Annotated in this window: 16 protein-coding genes and 1 other annotated feature (1 of these 17 only partly in view); all 16 genes read right to left on the reverse strand. The window is 26.1% G+C overall.

What is annotated here, in order from left to right:
• Positions 1-36, reverse strand: a binding site (T-box leader); it reaches 221 nt to the left of the window's first position.
• 205 nt (positions 37-241) lie between these two features.
• The 16 genes from BN350_RS06520 to BN350_RS06605 all read right to left on the reverse strand — a co-directional run bounded on the left by BN350_RS06520 (position 242) and on the right by BN350_RS06605 (position 12883).
• The gene (locus BN350_RS06520) at positions 242-1036 is read right to left on the reverse strand and encodes a hypothetical protein (protein ID WP_028042873.1); all 795 of its coding nucleotides are present in this window, start codon (positions 1034-1036) and stop codon (positions 242-244) included.
• Positions 1037-1288: 252 nt separating this feature from the next.
• Complete coding sequence (locus tag BN350_RS06530) at positions 1289-2092, reverse strand: hypothetical protein (protein ID WP_028042874.1); 804 nt, start codon at positions 2090-2092, stop codon at positions 1289-1291.
• 71 nt (positions 2093-2163) lie between these two features.
• The gene (locus BN350_RS06535) at positions 2164-2385 is read right to left on the reverse strand and encodes a hypothetical protein (protein WP_028042875.1); all 222 of its coding nucleotides are present in this window, start codon (positions 2383-2385) and stop codon (positions 2164-2166) included.
• A 74-nt stretch (positions 2386-2459) separates the two neighbouring features.
• A complete protein-coding gene (locus BN350_RS06540) occupies positions 2460-2867 on the reverse strand; it encodes a hypothetical protein (RefSeq protein ID WP_028042876.1) in 408 nt (135 codons plus the stop codon).
• A gap of 59 nt (positions 2868-2926) precedes the next feature.
• Complete coding sequence (locus BN350_RS20570) at positions 2927-3091, reverse strand: hypothetical protein (RefSeq protein ID WP_147573539.1); 165 nt, start codon at positions 3089-3091, stop codon at positions 2927-2929.
• Positions 3092-3407: 316 nt separating this feature from the next.
• Positions 3408-4298: an FtsX-like permease family protein gene (locus tag BN350_RS06555; RefSeq protein WP_187117106.1), complete on the reverse strand. Its 891-nt coding sequence runs from the start codon at positions 4296-4298 to the stop codon at positions 3408-3410.
• The gene (locus tag BN350_RS06560) at positions 4279-5223 is read right to left on the reverse strand and encodes an ABC transporter ATP-binding protein (protein WP_028042878.1); all 945 of its coding nucleotides are present in this window, start codon (positions 5221-5223) and stop codon (positions 4279-4281) included. Before BN350_RS06560 ends, BN350_RS06555 begins: the two co-directional genes overlap by 20 nt.
• A 195-nt stretch (positions 5224-5418) precedes the next feature.
• Positions 5419-6024, reverse strand: a complete 606-nt coding sequence (locus BN350_RS21280) for a hypothetical protein (RefSeq protein ID WP_028042879.1) — start codon at positions 6022-6024, stop codon at positions 5419-5421.
• Positions 6025-6245: 221 nt separating this feature from the next.
• Positions 6246-6644 (reverse strand): hypothetical protein, encoded by a 399-nt coding sequence (locus BN350_RS06570; protein ID WP_028042880.1) that lies wholly within the window; start codon positions 6642-6644, stop codon positions 6246-6248.
• A 192-nt stretch (positions 6645-6836) separates the two neighbouring features.
• Entirely contained in the window at positions 6837-7508 is a 672-nt protein-coding gene (locus tag BN350_RS06575; protein ID WP_028042881.1) for a hypothetical protein, read from the reverse strand.
• A 269-nt stretch (positions 7509-7777) separates the two neighbouring features.
• Positions 7778-7912, reverse strand: coding sequence for a cyclic lactone autoinducer peptide (locus BN350_RS21825; protein WP_081652861.1), 135 nt, complete (start codon positions 7910-7912; stop codon positions 7778-7780).
• The gene (locus BN350_RS06585; protein WP_028042882.1) at positions 7902-8435 is read right to left on the reverse strand and encodes an accessory gene regulator ArgB-like protein; all 534 of its coding nucleotides are present in this window, start codon (positions 8433-8435) and stop codon (positions 7902-7904) included. The genes BN350_RS21825 and BN350_RS06585 overlap by 11 nt, the downstream gene beginning before the upstream one ends.
• 108 nt (positions 8436-8543) lie before the next feature.
• On the reverse strand, positions 8544-9749 hold the full coding sequence (locus BN350_RS06590; protein WP_028042883.1) for a sensor histidine kinase: 1206 nt from the start codon (positions 9747-9749) through the stop codon (positions 8544-8546).
• Positions 9737-10432 carry a LytR/AlgR family response regulator transcription factor gene (locus tag BN350_RS06595; RefSeq protein ID WP_028042884.1) on the reverse strand — a complete coding sequence of 232 codons (696 nt, stop codon included), beginning with the start codon at positions 10430-10432 and terminating at the stop codon, positions 9737-9739. The genes BN350_RS06590 and BN350_RS06595 overlap by 13 nt, the downstream gene beginning before the upstream one ends.
• A 66-nt stretch (positions 10433-10498) precedes the next feature.
• A complete protein-coding gene (locus BN350_RS06600; protein WP_028042885.1) occupies positions 10499-11536 on the reverse strand; it encodes a D-alanine--D-alanine ligase family protein in 1038 nt (345 codons plus the stop codon).
• Entirely contained in the window at positions 11537-12883 is a 1347-nt protein-coding gene (locus BN350_RS06605) for a UDP-N-acetylmuramoyl-tripeptide--D-alanyl-D-alanine ligase (protein ID WP_028042886.1), read from the reverse strand. It lies immediately after the preceding gene.
• Positions 12884-12977: the final 94 nt, after the last annotated feature.

Consider the following 12977-nt stretch of genomic DNA (forward strand, 5'->3'; position numbering starts at 1 on the left):
CTTACACTATCTACTATTTCCTATCTTTGTATTTACTATAGGGTTGTTGCATATATGATATACCTTTTCCATTTTTTAGTCAACACTATTTTCAATATTTTGTTTGTGAATTTTTAGTTTTGTAAAATTGTAAGTGTTAATTTTAGTTTTTTCATAAAATCAGCATATTTTAATCACTTTTTCTCTTAGCAAGAAAATATTCTTTGATTATCAATTCTCAATATCATTATCTTTTTATCAATTAAAATGAGTTGTTATTTAATTGACTCTTAATATATTGATTATAATTGTAAATAACGGTTCCTTGTTCACACATATTATCATCATCTTGATAATCTCTATTTTGTCCCATTAATTCATATCCATTTTCTATTAATTCTCCATTATAATAAAACAAGTAATGATGATCTGGCACTTTATCATATTCAATATTTACTGATTCCTTTGTGATTATTATTATTGCATTCGCGTTTTTCACTTCATTAATCAATGCTTTTGCTATATCTTCATTATCACAAACAAATATCATATAAAGTCCACTCTGTTTTTCAAAAAGCTTATCTAAAGTATAACCATTATGAATACAAAATGAAGGACTATAATATTTTGTATAATCTTTAGCTATTCGATCATTATCTTTTGTATAATCAAATGGTAAAACCTGTGGACGAATTGCATTATATGCATTTCTTACATACAAATCAATATTTTGATCTCCGATACGTTTCTTGAGTTCATCATATTGAATTGAGGTATACATTTCTTCTAATTGTGTAAATAAGCTTTCTTCATTATGTATTATCACTTGTTGTGAATGATTGTTTCCATATTGTATTTGTGTCTCTGCTGGTATCTTTCCTTCACCACTATCAATAGAATGTCCAGCTTTATAATAATCATCATAATCTCCAAAATATCTTTCCAATATTTCACTATATCTATCAGGAAAGGTATTAACCTGAAAAGTATGTGCTATGATTGTACACCCAAAGAAAGAAACAACAAAGCAAGTGATTCCCAATATGATTTTTTTCATCATTTATCCTCCTATCATTTATCTTTATTATATCAGTAATCATTCATTCAATCCTTAATAATTCATTAATATTCAATAATAGGAGAATTCAAAAATGAATTCTCCTATTATTGTCTTTATTGCATTACACTTATGATTCTTTTATTCTATCATCAAATTGATGAAATATCTGGTTATCAATAACTTCATTAAAAGACAATTGATTCATTTGAACCTTAAAAGTTTCCTTGCCATTGTTCTTGATAGAAGCTTTTAACAAAACACCTGTACTCCATCAATCAATAAATTCATCTCTTTACCATGATGCTTATTCTGATAATAATCATTGAAATGTGTAGATATCTCAACACAATGTCTACCCAGATATTCCTGATTAGAAACAATATCCCATTTTGTATAATCAGTTCCCATAAATCCAATTGCAAAGTCTTCTGGTAATAATGCAGTCTTTGTAATCCCCATTAATGATACATCCATTTTTCTTATATATGACTGTTCCTCATCCAACCTCTCATCTATTGTTTCAATAGATTTTGATGATTCAAGATATTGACTAGGAATTTCTATTTTATTTGTAACAAATGGCAAATAATCAGATTCCTTAAATGTTTTATCAGTCGCTAACATAGCTTTTATATAATCATCATTTCTCATAACTGAATAATTTTCACCATCAAAAAGACTTTCTTCTTGTGGAGAAACAATATCTTTTGTCTTTAAATGATTGTAAACATTTTTTTCATATGATTTATGATTTAAAATATCTACCGCAAAAGTAATTGTCATATCAGTATCTGCATTAGCAGAGTAATAATCAAATTCTCCCTGAGCATTCTGAAAATAGTTAATAGAATTAATCATCAGATTAATAAGTTCTTTCTTATCACTATCATTATTTTGAAATACCTTTTGACTTTCTTCAATTATTGGTTTTGTATCAGTTGCTTTAACATTTATGAAATCAATATTATTATGATTTTGATTATTCACCAAATTAACTGTTAAAAGACTAACACCCAATGTTATACCTGTTACTAATAAAAATTTACTTTTCATTTTTACATCCCCTTTTTGACATTCTATCAAAAAGATATGAACAATTTGTGAAAAAACAATGTCATATACTTTTACATTACTTTTATAACCTTCTTATCGTCTATTTCAAATATACAGTCCGCAAAACAATCATCATCTTCACTATGACTTGTATAAATCAGTTGTCTATTTTCATCTTCAGATAAATATTGATTTATATAATCTCCTGAATAATTCTTGATTTCTGCTGCATTTCTATTAAATAAGTTTTGTATTTTTTGAATATCATTCTCTAACCCAAAGTATTTAATCAACCTCATGATTTCATAAATACTCAAAGCAATCAAGTTAATCAAAGATAAGAAAAATAATGTTCCTTAACTCTACTTTAATTTGGAATATTATGAAAATAATCCAAACCTTTAAAAATACAAATCATCAAAACATAAAGAAGAATACCTACCATAATAAATTGTAGAAAAGACCCTTTAGCATATTCCATAAAAGATAAAAGAACTATATATAGAATATAAAACATACTTACATAAAACATATAATAGAACTGATATTCATGATTTAAAATACAAACAATGATAAAACTAACCAAAATCATCACTATCATTTTTAAGACATTAGCTTGATAACCTATCAATATATCAATAGAAACTAAAATAAAACTACCAGCTAATATTGTCATAACCAAATTTATTAAAGAAGGCTTATTATCAAAATATCTATATAAGCAAAAAATCAAACAACATACATAAGATATGCAATATGATTCTGTACTAAACAAACTATATCACCATCTGAATTGAATTGGATTGTCTTTTGATTCAATATCTAATGAACGGCTTAATTTATCACCTGATAATATCCTTTTTCATTATCATTCTTTTCAATAAAACCATAAACATTACGGCCAAAAACTTCCTTCATTCGCCGTCTTTGATTTGTTATAAAGGCAATATATTTATTCAAATGTTGTTGCGCATAATGGACACCATCATAATCAGGCATATCAATATCCAGTAATATCAAGTCAAAATGAATCTCTGTTTTTCCATATCCAATACACTCGTAAATGAATAAAAATGATGATTCATATCTGATATTATTGTTTGAATACTATCTAAAATTTTTTTGATCATCTACAATAGCAATATTCATGATAGTCTCTCCCCTTAATCTCTTGTTATTCTACAGCTATAACATACCTGATTAAAATGGAGATTCCATACTAACTTAGTACATTCAAATCAGACAAACACTTTTTATTTATCTAGATTCTACCAAACTCTTATGAATTTCATGTATAATAATATAAAGATTATTCTTAATTGACATTTCTTAATATCGTTGTGATGTCTTTCTTTAAAGTATATTGTAATGAAATAATTATTGGGATAATTCTAGTTATTACGATATAAAAAACCACTTTTACAAAAAGTAACACTATGACTATAAAAGAAAATTCCAAATGAAAATATAATTTTAAGAATAAAGCCATCAAAATACTTAGTATCATTGTTATAAAAACAAGTGTTTTATTTTCATAATAATATAAATGATACAATTGTCTTTTTTCAACTCCATTAATTCTTAAAACACCTATTTCATTTTCCCTTGATTTATTTTGTAATGATTGAATAATATAAGTGATTATAACTGTTCCTATAATTAATACAAATTTTAATATTAATATAAATTGCTGAAGTGTTTTTATATTCTCTATCTCATCTCTATAATGATCTCCATGAGATGATACCGTTGCATAACTAAACCAATTTTTTATTTCTTTGACTGTTGAATCTATATTTTTAATATCATCACAATAAACAATAAATGCACTACTTGTTTCAATATTTTCTTTTGCTAACATTTCTTTGATCATAGAAGTTGGCATATAGATAACAGCATTAAGATCATCTTGAATCTTATATTGATTAATGGTTTGATTAAAACTATATTCTTGATTATTTAATTTTAGTACACTCATAATTGTTATATTTGCATCGATATTATTAATTATATGAGAAGAAACAACACATGTATCTATATCTATTTTAGGTAAGATTTTAGCTTGTATTGTTTTATTTTGAATATTGACTATGGCATCTAATTCCCAATAATATTCTACACTTTGAATGTGTTTTATTTCTTTTAACATATTCATTTGATCATGTGTAAATAATTGACTTGAACCGTTATATGTCGTATGGGGCAATACCTCCATATGTCGTATGGGGCAATACCTCCTTTGTATTCACAACAATAATTTCATTAGTTTTCAATGATTGATATAGTGATTCTTGTTGGTTTAATAACATATCTAAAATCATTGGAACAACACATAATATAATAATAACAATAACATATAAGATATTTAACCCATAATGTATTTTATCGTGATGTCTCTTTTTATAAATATGATAAAATAATTTATTTATTTTTTGGTCTTTTTTTATCACAACTGATTGTGTTTTATCCATAGTATCTTTCTTCATAATCAAATAAGAATGATCAATGATATATAAAACATCAGCATATTCAGCAACAAATGAATCATGTGTTGCAATGACAACCATCTTATTATACTCTTTGCATATATAACGAAGAATATTCATAAGTTCTTTTGCATTTTCTTGATCTAGAGCTGATGTTGGCTCATCGCATATAATCAAATCTACATCTTTAATCAAAGCTAATAATAATGCAAATCTTTGTCTCTCACCCCTAGATAAAGATAAAGGCATTTGATCTAATGAAACATTTAATTTTAATTGATGAAAATATTGATTAACCTCTGCACTATTATACTCTTGACCAATTAATGCAAACATACATGCAATATTATCTTTTAAAGTTAAACTTTCACTAATAAGTTCTAAATCCTGTAATATAAAACCTATACGTGTTCTTCTTATTTCTGCTCGTTGCTGATCTTTTAACTTATCAATTCTTATATTATCCCACTTATATTGAGCATTTGTATAATGTGATAAAAGAGCAATTTCATGTAGTAAACTCGTTTTCCCCGAACCACTTTCCCCCATAATAACATGAATATTCCCATCATAGATATGCATTGATTCATTAACTAACAATACTTGGTTTTGAATTTTCAAATGCAAATTATCTAATGTTATCATAGGCATACTCCTTCAATATTTTGTTTGTGAATTTTTAGTTTTGTAAAATTGTTTATATATTATTTCGTATTTCCATAAAAACCACTTTATTATTAATAATTCCCTCATTTCTATCATGAGATATAAAAACTTTAAACCCAATATCTTCCCTTAAACTTTTTTTGACCCATAATTCTATAAACAAAAAAACTCACATTAACTATTATTAGTAATATAAGTTTGCAAATATGAAAGTAGAAAATTCACACCTACCCATGCTATCATAGAAATATAAACATAATTAATCATGCCTATATCATAAATTTCTATTTGATAAATAATCCTTGTTAATATAATCCATACTATATATGCAACTATATTAAAAATAAATTTCATACCCAGTCCATTATATTTTATACATTTGAAATAATATAAACTATAGAATATCATAACACTTAAAAATATTGGCAAAAAATAGAAAATCATATTATTTATTGGGTATATAAACCTATAATATATAAAAATATAATTTATAAATTGCACTATCATTTGAAACACAATGACATAAAACACTGCTTTCTTCTTAGTATTAGATAAATATAATGCTAACCCAATATCCAACAAACAATAAAAACGATACCATAACTGACTTAAAGTTGAGTTAAGGATAAGCGTTGCTAAAAAATAAACTACTATTACTAAATGAATATTTTTCTTTTTTAAATCTATTGAATGAGTTTTCCATAATATAAAAATTAAAAAGATATTTAATAAAATTTTTTCTATTGCAATCCATATCTGATAATTATAACCATTATCCATGTTTAAAAGCCCTCCACATTATCTATTTTGATTTGGAATATCCCTTACTTATGAAATCTAACGTTAAACTTATTTAACAATATTTTTATGTACTAAGAATAAATGTATCTCTATCCTAACTATAGGTAAGGTTTTGAAGTTATCTCCACCTTTTTCGCAGTTCTACACCATACAAGAATGTTTCGCACCTTTAGTCTTATGTTGTATCCCATTATCAATCATTATACTTTTACATTCTTACTTCCATACCAATCATCAACACCATCTTCATATATAACCAAAAACTGAACATTAACAGTTTCAGAATCCAACATTTCTGCATTTGATCTATAGACTTTACTATTGGTAGGTCCATTGTATTTATATGTCAAGTTTGTAACACCCACACAATGACCATTAATATCATTGTACTTATACTCAATCTCTGCATCAATATAAAAATTTTTGCCTACTTTATCAAATTTACCTTCCACTCTAACTTTTTTGGTAGCAATACCATAATTTAGTAAAGATATATTATAATCTTCAGGATCATATAAAGCATTTACTTTAACTATGTTTGATAATAATAAATTCCCTGATAAAAACAATCCAACTACTAATATAATAATTTTCTTCATCTTTCTATTTAATAAACTTTATATAAATTTATTATTCTCCTTTCATATTTATTATTAAGTTAGTAACTATTTTGAAGAAAGTAATAAATTCAAGTCCTTAGAATGGACTTATAAGATATTGAATGAATCATAATCTCAAAAATAGTATCACATTATTTTAAAACCAAAACCAATACATTTAAAGATGTTTGATTAAAAATACAAATTAACATTAGGTTTTATTGGGTCATAATATATTTTTGCTGCTCCCCCATTGTGAATGACTTGACCCCATAAAGTAATTACAAAATTTTTATAATAAGCATTATATCCGTTATTAATAATCCCATAGTCAGCTGTCACTTTATACCCACAATCTGAAAATGCAGGATATGCATAAACCCTAATAGCAGGTTGACTTATTGAGGTATATTTACCTGTATTATCATTATAAGATACTCTGCCACATGCATAGTAAGCAAATTCAAATGAAGTAGCATAACCATCTCTTTTTAAAATTGTATAACATAATGAACTTTCTTTTGATACATTAGTCATATAATATGGAGATATAACGGGCAATTCTTCAATTATACAATTAGCTTCAGTAATAAAATTATCAATTATATGATTAAAATTCTTATTTTCATAGTATGTATAATTATCATAATAAAATTGCTTTGTAATATCTTCATCATCGTTATTATAAATAATAATATTTTCATTTCCTTCAAACAATGATTGTAGTTTTGCTGAGATTAAAGGGTAATCATTTCCCCAATCTACACTTTCCATTGCAAACACTGCATTTGTAATCAATGAGCCAAACAACATGCCACTAATTAATAATACTTTTAAAAGTAACACTTTACCTTCTTTTTTCATTGGTTTTTCTCCTCTTTTAACTTTGCTCTTATTTCAATCATCACTGAATCTGATTTTTACTCTTAATACAATCGTTATCTCTTACTTACAATAATATTAACGTAAAACATACCTATTCACTTAAATCGAAAAATAATCATGTGATATTTATCTATATCTTTATGTATTTGTATTAAGTACACTCTTAATTTATTATATTGACATATGAATGTCTGTAGTGTCTTGTTTACAAATATAAAGATTTAGATATTCTTAAAATAACCATACAACTAAATCTTCTTCATTTTCTTTAAAACTTTGGGTTCTTTTCCTTGGTATGAACCAGATCTTGAAGCTCCACTAATCGCTCCTGCCGCCATAAACACAGACAACAGTGAGATAAATCTTAATAGTTTAACTTTCATAGTTTCTGATACAAGCAATAATAAGTATACTGACTATTAAAATAACATATGTAAGAATATTTGCATAATGACTTATATAAGAGAATGTTATAAATCCTATAATAATGATGAGTGATAGAATTTTATATTTTCTATATTCACTATTATCTAATTCTCTATTTCTTACTGGACTGAATATTATAAATACAAGTATTGCAAATATTTGAATATATAACATCCAATGACTATAATATTGAAATGTTATAAGATAAACGATAAATAATGAAACATGTAGACTGATACAACGAAAGTATGTTTGACAATGATATCCACCACTAAACTTTCTTATAATCCAAAATGCAAGATAATAGATAATTGCATCTTCCAAATGTCCCATTATAAATCCAATACCTAAAATAAGTAGAACATCAATAGTCGTTGATATCATGACTTCAATTCCATAACGATGGACTTCAAATTCATCATAACATACTTTCATTTTAAACATATATTGTGTTATTTTATTAGCCAAATCTTGTATCAATATCTCACCTCCCTTTAGTTTTATTATAATAATTTTTAAAGAAAAAGATAGACGAAAAGGACGTTTGGTTTCTATAGAGGACGTTTTACATATTTTAGTCAAAAAACATTACTGCATGAGTAATGTTATCTGAATTTCAAACTCTTCTTGATTATGTATGATGTTCATTACACCTTGATATTTTTTTACAATTCTATTTATACTTTTTAAACCAAAACCATGACTTCGATGATCTTTTTGAGTAATCAATTCAGGAGATGATTTCTGTGGATCAACTGTATTACTTACTTTAATATGCAATAACATATTATCCTGCACTATATTTATTCTAATTAAACCTTCATTATTATTTTCAATTGCATTATCTAACACATTAGACAAGAGTGTATTTAAGTCATAATCGTGAATGAAATTAATATCATGAATAGAAATGACAGATTCTACTTTTATATTTTTTGAATAAGCTTCTAATATTTTCCCATTAATTACTGTATTGAGCAATTTGTTACGAGTAGAGAATAATGTAGGCATACTATCTACAATATCTTTCTTAGAGTTTATAAGTTCTTGAACTTTACTATAATCTTTTTCAGTTAAATAATATTGTAATAATTGATAATCATGTTTAAGATCATGTTTTGTTATTTTTAATTGTTCATATAAATAAAGTAATGTTTTTTCATTTTTTATATCTTGTTTAAGTTTTTCATATTCCTGCTGATCTTTATTCATTTGAGCAACCTTTGATAAAATGATCAATAACCCTATCACACAACAAAATAACATGACAAATAAAATAATTAATTCAGGTATCTCTACCTTTAATATAAGATAAACCTGTAATAAATTTTGCATAATAAAATGTAGTCCAAATAAAATAATTCCTATAACTAAGTATATATTTTGATTATAAAAGAATATTTTATTTTTCATATATTTTATCAATAACAATGCCAATATAAAATATATAATCTTTCCTAAAGGATGAACAATCTCTAAATGAAATATATAATTAATCATGACAGATAAAATAATTGTAAATGAATTAAATACATTCTCGAAGCAACATATAAAAAATAATTCATTTAAACTCTCTTCTACAAATAGATATGAAAGGGAAACATTACATATTATTAAAAATGATGTAAGAAAGATATCATACATATTGATGTAATTAGATAATGTAATGATTGTTAAATTCAATATACATATTAAAAAACGATATAATCCTTTTTTTCTTTTGATATGCACAAGTGAAGTAAGAAACCATGTTAATAAAATAGATTCAAATACATTAATTATTATCCATTCCATATTTTATTACCTCGATATCTTAAATAAGCATTAACAAAAGGAACTTCACTATTTCGTGTAAATTTCAGTTTATCTCCATTTGACATCAATATTCTTTTTTTATCAAAGTTCAGTATATGATCAAAATTAATAATCGTAAATGAATTCAATCTATAAAAATATTTTTCATCTAATAAAACCATTACTTTTTTTAGACTCATATAAATTGAATATATACTTTTTTGTGTATAAATATTTATTTTATTTTTATTTGATGTTATATAAATAATATCATGTTGTAACAGTTCAATGTTTTGATTAGCATATGAAATAGTTATAGTTGCAGAACTATGTGATATAGATTTTGTGTATTTCTTATAAAATGCAGTTAAATCATCATGAAGTTTTTCTTTTCTGACAAAAAAGAAACTTTCTTGTTTGTAACTATCATAAACAAAATCATTGAGACTTGAGATATACACAAGGACCGTATCTGGACAAAATTCTAATATTTTTTCTCCATATTCAAAACTTTTATCTAATCCTAACATCACATCTAAAAAAACAATATCATATTGATTTTGATAAAATTCTAGATATGCACTAGCAAATATATCTATTTGTGCTGATGGATAAAATTTTATAAGTTTTTCTTTTAAGATTAAAGCGAACTCTTGTTCATCATCTATAATCGCTATCTTCATATTATCACATCCTTTTTCTTATTTTACCATTTTTTATACGAAAACAAAAAGATGTTTTTCAACATCTTATCTATCAAATGCTAATTCAATTAATTTATCTATAAGGTCACAATAAGGGATTCCATAGTCAGCCATTAATTGTGGATACATTGAGATTTTTGTAAATCCAGGCATTGTGTTAATTTCATTAAGATAAACACGATTTGTTTTCTTGTCTAAAAAGAAATCAACACGAGAAAGTCCATGTCCATCAATAGCTTTAAAGACTTTAAGAGCATAGTTTCTAATTTCTTCTTGAATCTTTTCATCAACTAATGCTGGAATACAAGTTTTACTCTCTTCATCTTCATACTTAGATTCAAAAGTATAAAATTCTCCATGAGGCATAATTTGTCCTACACGAGAGACTACGGGATCATCATTCCCTAAAACTGCTGTTTCAAGTTCAATGCAATCTATACATTCTTCAATAACAATATGACTATCGTACTGTGCTGTTTCATTTAATCTTTCATAGAACTCTTCTTCATTGTCTACTCTATAACAGCCAACACTTGAACCTGAACGACTGGCTTTCATAAAACATGGGAATCCCATTGTGTCTTTGACTGCTTTAATGATATCTGTAGATTCATCAAACTGGTTGTTTACAGCGACCATTGTTCCATCATATCTTTTTTTTACATATAAAGATTTGACTTGTGGAATGCCAACAGTTTCTAAAATCTTCTTTGTATAGATTTTATCCATAGCAACTGCTGATCCCATTGTCTTACATCCAACATAAGGAACTTGAGCAAGTTCTAATAATCCCTGTATTGTTCCATCTTCACCATACTTTCCATGCAAAACTGGAAAAACAACATCATGTTGTTTGAGTAGTCCATAAATATCTTGAATAGGTTCTGAATTTTCTAACCATGTCTCTTTTGCAAAATCCTCTTGGCTTTGATCTAGAAGATACCAGTTTCCACCTTGATCAATACCAACTACTGTTAATTCATATTTATCTTTATGAATATTTTTTAATACTGAAGTACAAGACATTCTTGAAATAATATGTTCAGTTGACTGTCCTCCACAAATGATTAACAACTTCTTCATTTATTTTCTCTCCTTTAAAAACTCAACAACTTCTTTAAGATGCATTCCATTTGATCCCTTAATTAAAAGAACATCATTCTCTTCTAATAATTCATCTAAATAGTTTTGAAGACTTTGATTATCTTCAAAATGATAAGCTTCCATTCCTAACTCTTGTGCCTTATCGACAATATACTGACTAGCCAAACCAACACATAAAAGTTCATCAATTCCTTTTTCTACAATATATTCTCCCACTTCTTCATGAAGTGCTTTTTCATATTCACCAAGTTCTAGCATATCTGCTAAAACAGCAATCTTTCTATTTGTATATTGAGATAAAACATCTAAACTAGATTTCATTGAATCTAAATTCGCATTATACGTTCCATCAATAATCTTGATTCCATCCTTAAGTTCAATAATATCCATTCTATTTTTCGTTAATTCAAAATGTTCAACACCTTGAATACATAATTCCATATCAATTCCTAATGATAAGCCTATTCCAATCGCAAACAATGCATTATATACAAAATGTTCACCTGATACAGGAACATGCACATGATATGTCTGTCCTTGATAATCTATATCAAAGTAAGATTCTTCTAATTTTAAATCAACATGATAAGCTTTTAAGTCACAACCTTCATTTTGCCCTACTCGCAATAACTGATAACTATGTTCCTTAATTGTATGAAGCATATCATTATCACCATTAATCACTAAAATACCATTTTCTGATAACGCATCAACAATTTCCATCTTTGCTTTTAAAATATTTTCTCTTGAACCCAATTCTCCAATATGTGCTGTCCCAACATTTGTAATAGCTGCAATATCAGGTTTCGCAATACGAGTTAAATGATGAATTTCACCTAAATGATTCATACCCATTTCTAATATCATGACTTCTTCATCTATATATCTTAATATTGTTAATGGTAAACCAATGTGATTATTATAATTTCCTAAAGTTTTTAATGTTTTATATTTTGTAGACACAACAGAATAAATCATATCCTTAGTACTTGTCTTACCAACACTACCCGTAATCCCAACAACCTTGACATTGCGATGTTCTCTTAAATAAGTTGCCATGTCTGTTAAAGCTTTTAATGTATCTTCTACAAAAATCACATTCTTATCAGGATAATTAATAGTATGTGATGTAATCACTGAACTTGCACCAGCTTGAAAGGCTTGTTCAATATAATCATGTCCATCTACCTTTTCACCAATTAATGGAATATACATATCTCCAACTTGTATTTTTCTTGTATCTTGCGTAAAACCATGAATATCATCTTCTAAATGACCACTCAACAATTTCCCATTAGTCGCTTCTATAATCTCTTTTATTAGCATAAAATTTCCCTCATTTTTAATATATGCCCTATTATATCACAGAATGCCACTTTAGAAAGCCTAAATTTATTTTAATTTTACTTCTAATTGAACT

This window comes from Candidatus Stoquefichus massiliensis AP9 (assembly GCF_000455285.1).
Lineage (GTDB): Bacteria > Bacillota_I > Bacilli_A > Erysipelotrichales > Coprobacillaceae > Stoquefichus > Stoquefichus massiliensis.